This is a genomic window from Alcaligenes aquatilis (assembly GCF_003076515.1).
GTDB classification, from domain to species: Bacteria; Pseudomonadota; Gammaproteobacteria; order Burkholderiales; family Burkholderiaceae_B; genus Alcaligenes; species Alcaligenes aquatilis.
The window spans coordinates 1,780,740-1,796,588 of record NZ_CP022390.1 but is presented as its reverse complement, the minus strand read 5'-3'; the positions used below and the strand labels follow the sequence as shown (position 1 = coordinate 1,796,588).

Here is a 15,849-nt window from a genome sequence, read left to right as displayed (position 1 = left end):
GACCGGAAGACAAGGTCAGTTACCGCCGTCTGGAACAAAAACGTAGCCCAGGCCCCAGACCGTTTGAATAAACACGGGCTTGGAAGCATTGGGTTCGATCAGCTTGCGCAGACGCGAAATCTGGACGTCCAAACTGCGGTCAAAGGCTTCGTATTCACGGCCACGCGCCAATTCCATCAGTTTGTCGCGCGACAAGGGGATCTTGGGGTGACGGGCAAACACTTTCAGCACGGAGAACTCGCCCGTTGTGATGGGGACAACTTCGTTATTGCGTGTCAGTGTTCGAGTGGACAGGTTCAGCACATAAGGACCGAACTCAATCGATTCATTTTCCTGACTAGGTGCGCCGGGGTGTTCCTCGGTACCACGGCGTCGCAAGATAGCGTTGACACGGGCCAGCAGTTCGCGGGGGTTGAAAGGTTTGATGAGGTAGTCATCGGCACCCATTTCCAGGCCCACGATACGGTCGATTTCTTCGGCCTTGGCGGTAAGCATGATGATGGGGGTATTGTCGTGACCGCCGCGCAGCCGGCGACAGATGGATAGGCCATCCTCGCCTGGCAGCATCAGATCCAGTACCAGCAGATCGAAATGCTCACGTTGCCAGAGTTTGGCCATTTCTTTACCGTCTTCGGCAACGAAGACGTTGAATCCTTGTTCAGACAGGTAGCGGCGCAGCAAATCGCGCAGCCGGGGATCGTCGTCAACGACAAGGATTTTGCGGGTGAGGGGGGGTGTCGGCGTATTCATAGCGAAAATGTAACAGGCATCAGAAAGCGCGTATAGGGGGGTGTAGAAAAATATTACACATTAAGTGTTTTGTACTATTTATGCGCCTTGCAGCAGGTTTAGGGTGATTTAGAAGACGATTGTATGGTGGCAAATAATCTGATTGGTCGGTTTGAGCCAAGTCAAAAAAAAGAGCGGCCAGAGAAGAAATGCGCTCTGAGTTGCGCTGTGGAGTGTTTTGTCCTTGTCCGATCCCAGGGAGCTGCCTATTTTGAGGCTGCTTAAACTAAAATAGCGCGATGGATGCACATATTCTTGCCTTGGAGACTTCCTCCAATCTCTGTGAACTGACCTTGTTATCTCGCACACAGGCGGGTATTTCGCTTGTGGAGCTGAGTCACGAGGGGAGCGGCGACCACGCCGAACGCCTTTTGCCCATGGCCGAGCAACTGCTGGAGCAGGCGGGGGTAGATAGACACGCCTTGACCGCGATTGCGTTCGGGCAAGGCCCAGGTGGATTTACCGGGCTGCGCGTGGCCTGTGGCGTGGCTCAGGGTATGGCTTTTGCCTTGGGCTTGCCGGTACTGCCGGTCTCGTCCTTGTTGGCGGCTGCCGCTTGCGGCACGCCCATCGAGGGGACGGCTTATGTGGTGGCACAGGATGCGCGCATGCAAGAGGTGTATGCCGCTGTGTACAGTTGGACGGCCAAGGGTTCCTGGTCCGTGCTGCAAAGTCCGGTCTTGCTCGATGCCGCCCAGGTCACTACCTGGATTGTCCGTTTGCAAGCGGAAGGGTTGATTGCTCAGCAACAGCCCATTTGTGTCCTTGGTGACGCTCTGGAGCAGTTTCCTGATCTGGCCCCAGCCGTTCTGGCTCAGGGCTGGGAAGTGGGCCAGCCGTGGCGTGCAACCGGTGCCAGTGTGGCGCATTTGGCCTTGCATGATCTGGACGAAGGACGCGGTGTCTCCCCAGACCTGGCCATGCCATTGTATGTGCGCGAGAAAGTTGCCTACACCATTCAGGAACGTGAACAGGGCTTGGGTGGAAACCCGGCCGCTCTGGATCAACCTTTGCAAATTGAAGCCATGCAGGCAGGCCATGTATCTGCTGTGCTGGATATTGAACGCTGCGTGGAAACTCACCCTTGGACGGCAGGCAATTTCACGGATGCTTTGGGCAATAGTGCGTATTGCTCCCGAATCATTCACAAGCAAGGGCAGGTTCAAGGCTATGCTATTTGGTTGCAAGCCCCCGATATGATTGAACTTCTGCTGATTGGGGTGTCCCCCGAGCAGCAGCGCCGCGGTCTGGCCTGGCAATTGCTGGACGATGGCCTGGAATGGGCCCGTCAGCAGCAGCTCGAGCGCGTGGTTCTGGAGGTGCGAGCCTCGAATGCGCCGGCTATCGGCTTATATCAGAAGTATGGTTTCAAGGCGGATGGTTTACGTAAAAACTACTATCCGCTTAGCGATGGACGGCGTGAAGACGCGGTCTTGATGAGCCTGAGCTTGGCCAGCAAGGCAGGGGCATGATCGATTTTCAGCCTATCTCCCCTTTGCAGCGCACCTGGCTTTTGGAGTTGGGGCTGGAGCGTGCTTTTTTGGCGCGTCTGCCCCAGGCGCAGCCTGGTGGGCAGTCCGCCCCTGTGGCCGCCCCTGCGCAAGAGGCCGCAGCAGCGATGCAGACGGCTCAGCCGGTAGAGCGGCATCTTAATGATGCGGGCAGTCCGTCCCCCTCAGCCCCCGCAGCGGCTACGGATGCCATGTCGGCCCGAGATCAGGCACTGGCTGTCTTGCGTAAATCCGGTGCCAGACCGGTAGCGGCAGCTCCTGTCGAGGAAGTGGTGCAGCGGCCTGCCGTGCTGATTCAGCCTGAAAAAGCGCAGGATATGGCCAGTTTGCTGGAGCAAGTACAGGCTTGTCAGGAATGTGGTTTGCACACGGGGCGAGCTCAAGTAGTGTTTGGTTCAGAGCTCTTGTCCGAGCCGGACTGGATGATTATTGGCGAAGCACCGGGCACGAGCGATGATCGTAGCGCCAAGCCTTTTGATGGCAAGGCGGGTCTGCTCTTGCAAGCCATGCTCAATAGCGCGATTCCCAATGCCTCGGTTTATAAAACGCATCTGGTGAAGTGCCGCCCCCTGGGTAATCGTCCCCCCACACAGGAAGAGCTGGCTGCATGCCGGGCTTTTCTGGACGCGCAAATTCGCTTGGTACAGCCACGTCGTTTGTTGGCCGTCGGCCATTTGGCGGCGGTGGCACTAAGTGGTCGTGATGAGGATCTGGAAACCTTGCGGGGTCAGGCTTTAACGTATACCGATGCTCAGGGGCGCAGCCTGCCTTTGGTGGTGACATACCATCCGGCCTCGCTCTTGTTGCGCCCGCAGCACAAAGCCAATGCCTGGCGGGATTTGTCTTTGCTGCGCGAATTGCAAAACCAGCCCTGATACAGGTCCTTTGGGTATTTTTATCGCCGGGCCGCCCCAAGATAAAAAGCGCCCCCTTGGGGGGCAGCAAGCCGCAGGCGCAGCGTGGGGGTATGTTTTATCGCCGGGCCGCCCCAAGATAAAAAGCGCCCCCTTGGGGGGCAGCAAGCCACAGGCGCAGCGTGGGGGTATGTTTTATCGCCGGGCCGCCCCAAGGCTCGGCGCCCCCGATCAAAAGCGCCCCTTTGGGGCGCTTTTGCTTACTTGGCCGTCAATGCCTGCCCATGTCCTTCTTGTCCGATGCAGGCTTCCAACTCGGGATGGGCGCGCAGATTGGCATTTTTCCAGATGATGAATACCGTCATCAAGGATGCCACCATCAGGCCAAAGAACACAATGATGTAGTTGATGGGTAAACGCAGCCACAGCAACAGGCTGTACAGCGCCAGCATGAACAGAATATTCAGTTGTTCATTGAAGTTCTGGACGGCAATGGAGTGACCGGCCGACAACATGACGTGGCCGCGATGTTGTAGCAGGGCGTTCATGGGGACGACGAAAAAGCCGGATAAGCCCCCAATACCCATCAGCAGGGTATAGACCGCCCATTTTTCGTGGACCAACGGCATGAGCAAAACCACAAAGCCCATGGCCACGCCCACCGGCAGAACGGCCAGGGATTTCTTCAAGGGAACGCGAGCGGCAAAGACAGCGCCAAAAACCGTCCCCAAGGCTGCTACTCCCATCAGCACCGAGGCCTGATCCAAACGGTAGCCCAGATGCTGGGCGCCCCATTCGATCACAATGAATTGCAAGGTGGCACCGGCACCCCAGAACAAGGTAGTGACGGCCAGTGAGATTTGGCCCAGCTTGTCCTGCCACAAAATGCACACGTAGGAACGAAACTCCTTGAGCAGCAAGATGGGATTTTTTTGTTGAGGTGGGTAGTCGATATTGGTGCGGGGAATCAGCAGATTGCACAGTGCTGCAGACAGATAAATAAAGGAAATCAGCAAGATAGCGACTTCGGCACGCGTCTGGGCCAACGGTGCAATCAGAGGGTGTTCGGCCAGCGCGCTAGCGATCGATGGGTTGATCAGGATACCGCCCAACACCGTGCCGCCGATGATGGACAGAACGGTTAGCCCTTCAATCCAGCTATTGCCCTTGACGAGCAATTCGGGCTTGAGCATTTCCGTGACGATGCCGTATTTGGCGGGGGAGTAGGCGGCAGCACCGATACCAACCAGGGTGTAGGAGATAAAGACCAGAACCAACTGCTGGGAGTCGTTCATGCCAAAGTACTGGTGGCAGAACATCAACATACAGCCAATCAGCTTGATGGCGTTGGTGGCGAACATGACTCGACCCTTGGGATACGAGTCGGCAAAAGCACCTACAAACGCCGCCAACAGGACGTAGGACAGCGCAAACCACCATTTCATCATCGGGACCATCCAGATAGGTCCGTGCAAATCTGCGATCAGGGCGATAGCGGCAATCAGCAAGGCATTGTCAGCAACTGATGACAATGCCTGCGCGGCCATGACCAGATAAAAACCTTTATTCAAAATACATTCCGAATGCGTGTGCTTTTTGAAAACAGTATGGTGGCTGCAAAGCACGAATCTAGGCCAGGTATCAGGCAGGACGAGCTGGCCGGGGGCTGCTCACCACGGTTCTCCTGAAAAACCTGTGCCGGTGCGAAATTTACGAACAGAGATGGGGAGCAAGAATAACAGGGACTGCGGTGGCAGTGGTATCAGAAATTCATTGCATGTGTTTGTCTGCTTGGATTTTCGGGACGGGCGGGCACTGCCAAAGCACTATTGTAAATGGTCTGCTCGACACTATTGCCCCGCTTGCCACGCAGGGTAAACAGGGCTTGACGGCGGGCGATGGGGGCTGCCTTACTATTTCAGCAGCCGAGCCGTGGTTTTCATTTGTTTTTTAGCTGTCTTTGCGGTGGGTGGCAGGTGCTGCGGTATCATACGACTCGCGGTGCCAGGCAGATCAAAATGGCGCCGTGTGCCTGTTCAAATTGGTCTTTTCTGAGCTGACTTCTACCCTGTGCGTCTAACCCAGATCAAACTCGCTGGTTTCAAATCTTTTGTGGACCCGACCTCCATCCCAACTCCCAGTCAGTTGGTGGGTGTTGTCGGGCCCAATGGCTGTGGGAAATCGAACATCATCGATGCGGTGCGTTGGGTGCTGGGCGAGAGCAAAGCCTCCGAGTTGCGTGGTGAGTCCATGCAGGACGTTATTTTCAACGGTTCATCGCAACGTAAACCGGCTGGCCGTGCGTCGGTTGAACTGGTTTTTGATAATTCCGAAGGGCGGGCCTCAGGCCAGTGGAGCACCTATGCCGAGATCTCGGTACGGCGTGTCCTGAGTCGGGACGGGACAAGCAGCTACTTTCTGAACAATCAGGCCGTTCGTCGGCGTGACATTCACGACATCTTTTTAGGTACGGGCCTGGGGGCGCGTGGTTACGCCATCATCGGGCAGGGCATGATTAACCGCCTGATTGAAGCCAAGCCCGAAGAGCTGCGCGTATTTCTGGAAGAGGCGGCGGGCGTGTCGCGCTACAAGGAACGTCGTCGCGAAACCGAGAGTCGCCTGCGCGACACCCGCGAAAACCTGCTGCGGGTAGAAGACATCCAAAGAGAACTGGATGCGCAACTGGAGAAATTGCAGGCACAGGCCGAAGTGGCGCGCCAGTATCGGGATTTGCAGCAAGACGGTGAACTCAAGCAAAACCTGCTGTGGCTGTTGAAAGAGTCCAATGCACAGGGCGATCAGAAAGCCCGTTTCCTGGCGATTGAGCAAGCTCAGACCAAACTGGAGGAATCCATTGCCGGCTTGCGGCATACCGAGTCTGCGTTGGAATCACAGCGACAGGCGCATTTGCAGGCCGGGGACGCTTTGCATCAAGCGCAAAGCCAGTTGTATGAGGCCGGCTCCCAAGTGTCTAGCCTGGAGGCGGAAATCCGCCACGTGCTCGATTCGCGCAGCCGCATGGCGCAGCGTCGCGAGCAACTGGAGCAACAACAGCACGACTGGGTCGAGCAACAAGAACATTGTCAGCAGGAGCTGGAAAACAGCGAACAGCAGCGTGAAGAAGCGGCGGTAAAGCTGGAGGAGTTACAGATTCAGCTAGAAGAGGCGCAAGGAGCCTTGCCCGATCTGGAGCGGCGTGTACGCGAACAGGCCCAGCGTCGGGACGAAATGCGCATGGCTTTGGCGCGTCTGGAGCAGAATTTGGCCTTGGCGGCACAATCGCAGCGCGATGCTGACCGCCAGATTCAAGGCGTGGAGCAGCGTCAGGAGCGCTTGAAGCAGGAACTGCGCGAACTCAATGCCCCGGACCCGGACAATCTGGAACGTCTGCAAGGCGATCTGAATATGCTGCAAAATCAGTTGCAGCAAGCTCAGGAGCATATGCAGCATCTGGAAGCCCAGCTTCCTCGATTGGAACAAGAGCGCAAAGAAGCGCAGGAACAAGCTGTGCAAGGCGGGCAGGACATGGCCCGTCTGGAAGCGCGTCATCTGGCCTTGAGCCGTTTGCAGGAAGACGTGGCCCGCAAGGGGACTCTGGAACCCTGGCTGGCCAAGCACGGGCTGGAGAGCATGAAACGTCTTTGGCAAAGCCTGGACGTGGAGAAGGGCTGGGAAACCGCGCTGGAAGCCGTGCTGCGTGAGCGCATGACGGCTTTGGAGCTGCGTCGCCTGGATATGGCGGCTGCGTTCGCCAGCGATGCGCCACCTGCTCGTTTAAGTTTTTACCAGTTGCCCGAAGCGGGGGCGCCTGCCAAGCCCGCGCTGGATTTGCCCTTGCTGACCTCGGTGCTGCGACAGCAGGAAGGTGGTTTGCGTAGCTTGCTGGATAACTGGTTGCACCAGGTTTATGTCTGCCAGGACTTGAAGCAGGCTTTAAGCTTGCGCGAGCAGTTGACGGATCAAATGGCCATTGTGGTGCGTGACGGTCATTTGGTGGATAAGCACAGCATTCGCTTTTATGCACCGGACTCCGAGCAAGCCGGGATGCTGGCTCGTCAGCAGGAAATTGCGCATCTCGAGCGAGAGCTGCGTGGCGCTCAATTGATTGTGGACGAGCTGGGCCATACCAGCACCCAGGCCGAAATGGCCTTGCAGCAAGTGCGTAATGGTCTGGTTCCGGCCCGAGCCCGCGTGGGCGAGCTGACCGCTCGTATGCACGATGTGCAATTGGAACACTCCAAGCTGGCTCAGCAAGCGCAGCAATCGCAAGAGCGCGGTGGTCGTATCAACGAGGAACTGGAAGAACTGGCGGTGCAGCGCGAAGAGCTGCAAGCGAACCGCGAGGAGTTCGAGGCCCGTTTTGAAACGCTGGACGAAGAGTTGGCCGAGCATCAGGGGGTATTTGCCGAAGCGCAGATGGAAGGCGAGAAGGGCGCCGAGCAGGCTGAGCAGGCTCGGCGCACAGTCCACGAGCGCGAACGTGCTGTGCACGATGCCCAGTTTGCCGAACGTGCCTTAGTGCAACGTATGGCCGAACTGGAGCGCAATCTGGCCTTGGCGCAGGAGCAGGCACAACGCGCTGCCGGCCAGTTGGAAGGTTTGCAAGGCGAACTGCTGGATCTGGATGCCTCGGCCGCACAAGCCGGTTTGCAGGATGCGCTGGAATTGCGTGCCGAACGCGAGGAAGCAGTACGCTTGGCAAAAATCCAGCTCGATACACTGGCAGCCCAATTGCGCGAGCATGAACAGGCCCGTGCCGAGCATGAAAAGAATCTGGGACCTTTGCGCGAGCAAGTCACTGAATTGCAGTTGCAGGAACAAGCGTCGCGTCTGGCGGTCGAACAGTTTGCTGAACAGTTGGACAGCAGAAAGGTAAACCGTTCCGAACTGTGGAGCTTGTTACAGGAAAAGACACCGGAATGGCAGCGCGTGGGTTGGTTGCAGTCTGAAGTGCAGCGTATCTCGCGCCAGATTGAAGGCTTGGGTCCGGTGAACCTGGCGGCCCTTGAAGAGCTGACTACAGCGCAAGAACGCAAGACTTATCTGGATGCCCAGCATAAGGATTTGAGTGATGCCATCGAGACCCTGGAAGATGCAATTCGCAAGATTGACCGCGAGACGCGCCAGTTGCTCATGGAAACATTCAACATCGTTAATCAGCACTTTGGTGAGCTTTTCCCAAGGCTATTTGGTGGTGGAGAGGCTAAACTGACGATGGTGGGCGATGAAGTGCTGGAAGCCGGGGTGCAAGTCATGGCTCAACCACCAGGTAAACGCAATAGCACGATTCATTTGCTCTCTGGTGGTGAAAAGGCCTTGACCGCGACAGCGTTGGTTTTTGCCTTTTTCAAACTGAATCCTGCCCCCTTTTGTTTGCTGGACGAGGTGGATGCGCCATTGGATGATGCAAATACCGAACGCTATGCCAATCTGGTGGCCAGCATGAGTGAACAAACCCAGTTTTTGTTTATTTCTCACAATAAAATTGCCATGCAGATGGCTAAACAACTGATCGGTGTCACCATGCAAGAGCAAGGTGTGTCCCGAATTGTGGCAGTGGACGTAGACGCTGCCATGCAAATGAGCAGTGTGTAAGCCTGTTTTTTTTAATCCGCTAGTGTTGATTCGACGGAACTGACAATGAGTGATTTGCAAATCGCACTGATTTTATTGGGCATTTTGCTCATCTTGCTCGTGGTGGTCTTTAACTGGTGGCAAGACCGCCGAGTGCGCCAGCAGATGCAAAGCCAATTCCCGGATGGGGATACGGATCCTTTGATGAGCCAGCTCACCGAGCTGGAACGTCGCGAGCCCAGCATGACGCGTGGCGGGGATGCTGCGGCTGCTGGCAGCGAGCACGATGCCGCTGAGGCCGATTGCACCACCGAGGCCGTCATTGACATCAGTTTCAGCCAGCCAGTGGACGCCCAGGATTTGGCTCAGGCCTTGCAGTCCATCTCGCGTACGGGTGCCAAGCCCGTGCGTTACTTTGCCGAGTGCGAAGGGGGCGGTCATCGTGCTCGTTTGCGTTCGGGCGAGTCCTACGCCAGCATGCAAATTGCCGTTTTGCTGGCCAATCGCAGCGGTCCCTTGTCAGCCATTGAGTGGTCGCAGGTCTGGATGGCCGCGCAAGCGTTGGCGCAACAATTTGATGGCTCGGTAGAAGGTCCTGAACAGGACGATGTGTTGCGTCGTGCAACTGCCCTGGACAATACCTGCGCCGATCTGGACGCGTTGGTGGGGGTGTCGGTGCGTTTGCCCGGCCCTATGCCGGCTTCTTCCGTGATTCAGATGGTCAAGGACGCCGGTTTTTTACCCTTTGGTCAGCAACTGGCCTGGCTGGCCGATTCGGGCCAGCCCCGTTTTACCGCCATGTTCGACGGCGCCCAACCCAGGGATATTCAGTCGGCCAGCATTGAGCGTATTGACCTGTTGCTGGACTTGCCCAACAGCCCGGCGGACGATCATGCCTTTAGCCGTATGGCAACGGTGGCCCGTGATCTGGCCAGCCGTCTGGACGGCGTGGTGTTGGATGACCAAGGTCGCCCCTTGCCCGAGAGCACCGATCAAAACATTGATGAGCAACTAAGCAATCTGTACGAACGCCTGGAGCAAGCTGGCTTTACGGCAGGCCAGGAACGTACAGGCAGGATTTTTTCGTGAGTTTGAAGCGAGTACAGCAGTTACATGAAGAACTGGCCCAGCATAACTGGGCCTATTACGTTCAGGATGCACCCAGCATTTCGGACGCGCAATACGACGCATTGATGAACGAGCTGCTGGCGCTGGAAGCCGAGCACCCGGAATGGATTACCCCGGACTCTCCTACGCAACGCGTGGGCGCAGCACCTTTGGACGGCTTTGACACTGTTGAGCATGCCGTTCCCATGTTGTCTTTGGGTAATGCCTTTGATGATGCGGAGGTGCAGGCTTTTGACAAGCGCGTCGCCGATACCTTGGTCGAGGCCGGTGTGGTGGGTTTAGACCGCCGGGTAGATTATCTGGCCGAATACAAGTTTGACGGCTTGGCGATCAGCCTGCGTTATGAACAAGGTCTGTTGGTACAAGCATCGACTCGCGGTGATGGCACCACGGGTGAGGACGTCACCAGCAATATTCGCACCATTAAATCCATTCCTCTGCGCTTGCGCGGCGATGCGGCGCAATTGCCCGCCGTGCTGGAGGTGCGGGGCGAGGTCTTGATGAATCGGGCGGACTTTGAGCGCCTGAACGAGAACCAGACCAAGCGTGGCGAAAAAGTATTTGTGAATCCGCGTAATGCGGCCGCAGGCAGCTTGCGCCAGTTGGATCCGAAAATCACTGCTAAACGGCCTTTGCGCTTTTTTGCCTATGGCTGGGGGGAAGTCAGCCCTATGCCTGCCGTGACTCAGCCGCAACATGCCTTGTTTGCCGAACCCGTAGGCGATGCGCTGCCCCGTGATACCCAATCGGGCATGATGGACTGGCTGGAAAGCCTGGGTATGCCCTTGAGCCGCGACCGCAAAGTCGTCAAGGGCGTGCAGGGCCTGCTGGATTTTTATACCGAGACGCAAGAGCGCCGTACCGGTTTGCCCTTTGAAATTGACGGTGTGGTGTACAAAGTCAATTCTTTGGCCGCGCAGCGTGTCCTGGGCTATGTGGCACGTGCGCCACGCTTTGCTGTCGCTCACAAATTCCCCGCGCAGGAAGAAATAACGCGTGTGGAGAACATCGAGTTTCAAGTGGGTCGCACCGGTGTTGTCACGCCAGTCGCACGTTTGAAACCGGTCTTTGTGGGTGGCGTTACAGTGACCAATGCCACGCTGCATAACGAAGACGAGGTACGTCGCAAAGATGTGCGCGCAGGCGATACCGTGGTTGTTCGTCGTGCCGGGGATGTGATTCCGGAAGTTGTTGCCGTGGTGCTAGAGCAGCGCCCCGAAGGCAGTATGCCCTTCGAGATGGTCAAGGAGTGCCCGGCGTGTCATTCGGCGCTGGAGCGTCTGGACGGTGAGTCCGCCTGGCGCTGTACCGGTGGCTTGATTTGCCCCGCCCAGCGCAAGCAAACGCTGATTCACGCGGCCAGCCGTAAAGCCCTGGATATTGAAGGTCTGGGTGAAAAGCTGGTGGACCAGTTGGTGGAAACCGGACTGGTCCATACCTTGGCCGATATTTTCAAGCTGAAGGTAGAGAAGTTGGTGCTGCTGGAGCGGATGGGACGCAAGTCCGCCGAGAACCTGATCGAGGCGATCAACAAGGTGCGTGAGCCAGCCTTGAATCGTCTGATCTATGCCTTGGGTATCCGCCATGTTGGCGAGACTACGGCACGCGATTTGGCACAGCATTTTGGCTCCTTGCAGGCCTTGGAGCAGGCTGATGAAGAGGCGCTGCTGCAAGTTAACGAAGTGGGCCCGGTTGTCGCGGCTTCCGTACGGCACTTTTTTCAGGAACCTCATAATCGTGAAGCCCTGGATGATTTGCTGGCCGCTGGGGTGACACCTCAACAGGCACAAGCCCGTGCCAATAGCGCTAATCTGCCGCTGGCGGGCAAAACGGTTGTCATCACGGGAACCTTGCCCAGCATGAGCCGTGACGAGGCTACGCGCCGCGTATTAGAGGCGGGCGGTAAGGCCAGTGGCTCAGTCTCCAAAAAGACCGCCTATGTGCTAGCGGGAGCTGAGGCCGGTTCCAAGCTGACCAAGGCACAAGAATTAGGCGTGACTATTTTGGACGAAGCCCAGTTTCTGGCTTTATTGGCGGGTGAGTAAGGCGCTGGTGTATGAAGGTCAGTGTCTGGCGAGCATGAGGAGCGGAGTGCTCTTGTCTGAAGCCAGCGGTCCAGCAGAGTCTTATTCCTGTTATGTCTGCGGGAGAACAAGCGTAGAGTTGCTGGCGCTTTACCTCTTGTTTCAAGCCCGAGGTGAATTGACCGAGGGGTTATCCTTGGCCTTGGTTCCGAAAGAGGCATGATCCGACTTCATGAGCAATAAATATGGCGCCTCAAGGGCGCCATATTTGTTTTCCTGCCAGCCGTTTTATCGGAAAGACAAAGCGGCCGTCAAAGCCGTTACTTGATGTTGGCTTCTTTCAGGATTTTCTGCTGGTACTCGGCCAGCTTGCGCTGACGCATCATCTCTTCCAGTTGAGGCTTGACTTCAGCCATGGCCGGGAAGGTCACAGGACGAGCATCGTCTACCTGAATGATGTGCCAGCCAAACTGGGACTGCACAGGTGCTGCGCTCAGTTCGCCTTTTTTCATTTTCTCTACCGCCTGAGCGAACTCCGGTACGTAGGTGGAGCTAGGCGCCCAGCCCAGATCGCCGCCTTGCTGGCCGCTACCGGTGTCGATGGAGTCTTTCTTGGCGGCATCCGCAAAGCTGACTTTCTTGGACTTGATCTTTGCCAACAGGTCTTTGGCAGCCGCTTCGTCCTTGACCAGGATGTGGCGCACCTTGTATTCCTGCTGACCTTCTTCCATCGCCTTGATGGTGTTGTATTCCTTGGTCAGATCGGCTTCGGTAACAGGGTTCTTTTTCAGGTAATCGGCCATCAAGGCACGGACCAGAATGCTCTGGCGAGCCAGTTCCAGCTCTTGTTGAACCTGGTTGGTCTTGTCGATACCGGCTTTTTCAGCGGCTTGCACCACGGCCAGACGGTTGACCATTTCCTGTTTGACTTGCTCACGCAGCTCGGGCGAGTCCTTGGCGCCTTGCTCGACCAGAACGGCGACGAACTGATCCAGGTCTTTTTGCGTGAGGTTTTTGCCATTTACGGTGGCAATCGTCTGTGCATAGACCGGAGCAGCCATAGCGCAGGTCAAGGCAAATGCGGCAATACGTTTCATGAGCATCCTTAAGCAGTAGTTTTGGCTTGAATAGCCAATGCGTGAATCGGGAAAGGCATTAGATCGTGGACGCGATCATACACAAGTCTGTGTCGTGCCAGTGTTGAAATTCCATCAAATTGTTTCGAGGCGATGATCACCCGAAAGTGGCTTGCGCCCCCTTGAGCACCGGCGTGGCCGGCATGCAGATGGGATTCATTAATGATGTCCAGTTCAGAGGGTTCCAGAGCCTGGAGCCGTTCGTGAATCAGGGAAGCGAGTGCGTCTGTCATGGTGAAATCAAGATTTTGGGGGAGTGGAGTTGTCGGACGAGTCTTGCAGGTAGCGGCCCAGCCACAAGGATTGGGCAACGACAAACACCAGCATCAAACCCAGCAGACCAAAGGCTTTGAAGTTGACCCATTGGGACTCGGTAAAGTGGCCCGAGAAGGCAACGTACAAATTCACCAGGCCCATGGCGACAAAGAAGCTGGCCCAGACCAGGTTTAATTTGTCCCAAACATGGCCGGGCAATACCAGATGGGTGCCCATGAATTTTTGCATCAGGTTGCGATGCATCAGATAGCGTCCGCCCAGCAGCACCAGCGCAAAGATCCAATACAGCACGGTCGGTTTCCAGCGGATGAAGACATCGTTGTGGAAAAACAAGGTGGCACCGCCAAAGACCACAATGACGGCCAGATTGATCCAGTGCGAGGTCTCGATTGCCTTGCTGGTGAGTTTTAACCAGAGTATCTGCAATACCGAGGCGGCCATGGCCACGCCGGTTGCGACATAGATGTCGGAGAAACGAAACGCCAGAAAAAACAGAACGAGCGGGAACAGATCAAATAAAAGCTTCTTCATGCGTCAGGTTCAAAGGTCATGGACAGGGAGTTAATGCAATATCGTAGCCCAGTGGGTGGGGGGCCGTCTTCAAAGACGTGGCCCAAATGAGCATCGCAGACATTGCACAGCACTTCGGTGCGCCGCATGCCGTGGCTGGTATCCAGTTCCTCGCGCACATTGTCCGGGTTCAGGGGAGTGAAGTAGCTGGGCCAGCCGCAACCGGCATCAAACTTGGTGTCAGAAGCAAACAGGGGCGTGCCGCAGCCAACACAGCGGTAAATGCCGGGCGTGGTGGTGTCCCAGTAACGGCCGGTAAAGGCACGTTCCGTCCCTTTCTGACGCGTGACATAGAATTCTTCGGGGCTGAGTTGGGCGCGCCACTCGGCTTCGGTTTTACGTACTTTTTCCACGTGTGCTGCCTTATGAAAAACAGATCAATGCCTACAAGAGGCGCAGTCCTACATAGTAATCGACAATTAGAGTGCGTTTGGAACAGAGGGTTCCAAAGTGCAGCCTGTCCTGACTGCCCAGTCAAGAAAATAGCGGTACAGGGCACTTACTTAGTGAGCTATCACTTTAGTTAGTGCACTATTTAAACTTTTAATATTTAAGGTAAACACCAATATCTGAAATTCGTGTGACTTGATACGTTTCTGGTATCTGCTGGTGATTATCTGTATTACGATTTTTTGACCGTGAAATCGGTCCACAACAACGAACAAATATTGGGAGAAAAGGATGAACTGCATTACTACTGGTCGTCTGACGACATTGGCTGCAGCCCTGGCTTTGAGTCTGCCCGTCGCCGTGTCTGCGCAGATCAAAGTGGGTGTGACGGTGGCAGCGACAGGACCGGCGGCCTCGCTGGGCATTCCTGAACGCAATACCGTCAGCCTGTTGCCTACTGAGGTGGCCGGCCAGAAAATCGAGTACATCGTTCTGGACGATGCCACCGATACCACGGTGGCCGTACGCAATATGCGCAAGCTGATTACGGACGACAAAGTGGACGTGGTGATCGGTACGTCCGTGACTCCCGGCTCCCTGGCGATGGTGGACGTTGCTGGTGAAACCAAGACTCCCATGATCAGCGTGGCTGCCAACGCCAAGATTGTTGAGCCTGTCGAAGGCGCTCGTACCTGGGTCTTCAAAACTCCCCAGAATGACCAGTTGATGGCCGGTGCCTTGGCAGAGGCCATGGTCAAGCAAAACGTCAAAACCCTGGGCTTTATTGGTTACAACGACGCCTACGGTGATGGCTGGCTGAACGTGATTACTGAAGCGGCTCAAGCCAAGGGCATTAAAGTGCTGGGTGCCGAGCGCTATGGCCGCAACGATACCAGTGTGACCGGTCAGGTTCTCAAGCTGCTGGGCACCAAACCCGACGCCATTTTGATCGCCGGTTCCGGCACTCCGGTTGCCTTGCCTCAGCGTGAACTGAAAGGCCGTGGCTTTGCAGGCATCATTTACCAGACACACGGTGCCGCCAACAGCGACGTGCTGCGTGTGTGTGGCAAAGACTGTAACGATATGATCTTGCCAGCCGGTCCTTTGCTGGTCGCCGAACAACTGCCTGACAGCAGCACGGTGAAAAAGACGGCTATGGAGTACAAGGAAAAATACGAAGCCAAATATGGTGCTGGCTCCATCAACACCTTTGGTGGGCATATGTGGGATGCCGGTCTGCTCGTGACCGAAGCCATTCCAGAGGCCCTGAAATCTGGTGCAAAGCCAGGTACCCCCGAGTTCCGCGCAGCCTTGCGTGATGCTCTGGAGCAAACCAAGGAACTGGCCGCTTCCCAAGGCGTGTTCAATATGTCTGCAACAGATCATGCCGGTCTGGATAAGCGGGCCCACGTGATTGTGAAAGTGGTCGACGGTAAATGGACGTATCAGCCTGATCTGTAATATCTGACAGGCAAAAACCGGCTCCCAAGCCGGTTTTTTCCAAGGCGGGTGCCTGAGGATCCTGGCGCCCGTTCCCGCTACAGGCCTGCGTTTGCCGTAAGCCCTTTGCCCTTTTTGTTGTACAGGATGTTGTCCG

The 15,849-nt window shown here is 56.2% G+C and carries 12 protein-coding genes; 6 read left to right on the top strand and 6 right to left on the bottom strand.

Annotation, left to right across the window (positions count from 1 at the left end):
* Nucleotides 1-15 precede the first annotated feature (15 nt).
* Nucleotides 16-750 (bottom strand): osmolarity response regulator transcription factor OmpR, encoded by a 735-nt coding sequence (gene ompR / locus CA948_RS08285; protein WP_003801024.1) that lies wholly within the window; start codon nucleotides 748-750, stop codon nucleotides 16-18.
* 278 nt (nucleotides 751-1,028) lie between these two features.
* On the opposite strand from ompR, the gene tsaB reads away from it, so the two are divergent.
* Nucleotides 1,029-2,261, top strand: a complete 1,233-nt coding sequence (gene tsaB / locus CA948_RS08280) for a tRNA (adenosine(37)-N6)-threonylcarbamoyltransferase complex dimerization subunit type 1 TsaB (protein WP_108727766.1) — start codon at nucleotides 1,029-1,031, stop codon at nucleotides 2,259-2,261.
* Entirely contained in the window at nucleotides 2,258-3,175 is a 918-nt protein-coding gene (locus CA948_RS08275) for a uracil-DNA glycosylase (protein ID WP_108727765.1), read from the top strand. The genes tsaB and CA948_RS08275 overlap by 4 nt, the downstream gene beginning before the upstream one ends.
* Nucleotides 3,176-3,414: 239 nt before the next feature.
* Here the strand turns inward: CA948_RS08275 and lplT are convergent, their stop codons facing one another.
* Nucleotides 3,415-4,725, bottom strand: coding sequence for a lysophospholipid transporter LplT (gene lplT, locus CA948_RS08270; protein WP_094197341.1), 1,311 nt, complete (start codon nucleotides 4,723-4,725; stop codon nucleotides 3,415-3,417).
* A 499-nt stretch (nucleotides 4,726-5,224) separates the two neighbouring features.
* Here lplT and smc point away from each other — a divergent pair, with 499 nt between their 5' ends.
* From smc to ligA, 3 genes are read left to right on the top strand one after another with little or no spacing between them, the layout of a single operon-like run.
* Complete coding sequence (gene smc / locus CA948_RS08265) at nucleotides 5,225-8,749, top strand: chromosome segregation protein SMC (RefSeq protein WP_108727764.1); 3,525 nt, start codon at nucleotides 5,225-5,227, stop codon at nucleotides 8,747-8,749.
* A gap of 45 nt (nucleotides 8,750-8,794) precedes the next feature.
* Nucleotides 8,795-9,817 (top strand): cell division protein ZipA C-terminal FtsZ-binding domain-containing protein, encoded by a 1,023-nt coding sequence (locus CA948_RS08260; RefSeq protein WP_108727763.1) that lies wholly within the window; start codon nucleotides 8,795-8,797, stop codon nucleotides 9,815-9,817.
* Nucleotides 9,814-11,901, top strand: a complete 2,088-nt coding sequence (ligA, locus tag CA948_RS08255; protein WP_108727762.1) for an NAD-dependent DNA ligase LigA — start codon at nucleotides 9,814-9,816, stop codon at nucleotides 11,899-11,901. The genes CA948_RS08260 and ligA overlap by 4 nt, the downstream gene beginning before the upstream one ends.
* Nucleotides 11,902-12,200: 299 nt before the next feature.
* Here the strand turns inward: ligA and CA948_RS08250 are convergent, their stop codons facing one another.
* Genes CA948_RS08250 through msrB form a run of 4 tightly spaced genes read right to left on the bottom strand, consistent with a single transcriptional unit; the run spans nucleotide 12,201 to nucleotide 14,215 of the window.
* A complete protein-coding gene (locus CA948_RS08250) occupies nucleotides 12,201-12,977 on the bottom strand; it encodes a peptidylprolyl isomerase (RefSeq protein WP_094197337.1) in 777 nt (258 codons plus the stop codon).
* Between the two features lie 8 nt (nucleotides 12,978-12,985).
* The gene (locus CA948_RS08245) at nucleotides 12,986-13,249 is read right to left on the bottom strand and encodes a BolA family protein (protein WP_009456641.1); all 264 of its coding nucleotides are present in this window, start codon (nucleotides 13,247-13,249) and stop codon (nucleotides 12,986-12,988) included.
* Nucleotides 13,250-13,256: 7 nt separating this feature from the next.
* Nucleotides 13,257-13,823 (bottom strand): septation protein A, encoded by a 567-nt coding sequence (locus CA948_RS08240; RefSeq protein ID WP_009456639.1) that lies wholly within the window; start codon nucleotides 13,821-13,823, stop codon nucleotides 13,257-13,259.
* Complete coding sequence (gene msrB / locus CA948_RS08235; protein WP_094197335.1) at nucleotides 13,820-14,215, bottom strand: peptide-methionine (R)-S-oxide reductase MsrB; 396 nt, start codon at nucleotides 14,213-14,215, stop codon at nucleotides 13,820-13,822. Before msrB ends, CA948_RS08240 begins: the two co-directional genes overlap by 4 nt.
* Before the next feature lie 328 nt (nucleotides 14,216-14,543).
* On the opposite strand from msrB, the gene CA948_RS08230 reads away from it, so the two are divergent.
* Nucleotides 14,544-15,713 carry an ABC transporter substrate-binding protein gene (locus tag CA948_RS08230; RefSeq protein WP_094197334.1) on the top strand — a complete coding sequence of 390 codons (1,170 nt, stop codon included), beginning with the start codon at nucleotides 14,544-14,546 and terminating at the stop codon, nucleotides 15,711-15,713.
* The last annotated feature ends 136 nt before the right edge of the window (nucleotides 15,714-15,849 follow it).

Coding starts and splice junctions, on each gene's coding strand:
- ompR (WP_003801024.1), bottom strand. CDS start 750: ATGAATACGCCGACACCCCCCCTCACCCGCAAAATCCTTGTCGTTGAC.
- CA948_RS08230 (WP_094197334.1), top strand. CDS start 14,544: ATGAACTGCATTACTACTGGTCGTCTGACGACATTGGCTGCAGCCCTG.
- CA948_RS08245 (WP_009456641.1), bottom strand. CDS start 13,249: ATGACAGACGCACTCGCTTCCCTGATTCACGAACGGCTCCAGGCTCTG.
- CA948_RS08250 (WP_094197337.1), bottom strand. CDS start 12,977: ATGAAACGTATTGCCGCATTTGCCTTGACCTGCGCTATGGCTGCTCCG.
- tsaB (WP_108727766.1), top strand. CDS start 1,029: ATGGATGCACATATTCTTGCCTTGGAGACTTCCTCCAATCTCTGTGAA.
- CA948_RS08260 (WP_108727763.1), top strand. CDS start 8,795: ATGAGTGATTTGCAAATCGCACTGATTTTATTGGGCATTTTGCTCATC.
- CA948_RS08275 (WP_108727765.1), top strand. CDS start 2,258: ATGATCGATTTTCAGCCTATCTCCCCTTTGCAGCGCACCTGGCTTTTG.
- CA948_RS08240 (WP_009456639.1), bottom strand. CDS start 13,823: ATGAAGAAGCTTTTATTTGATCTGTTCCCGCTCGTTCTGTTTTTTCTG.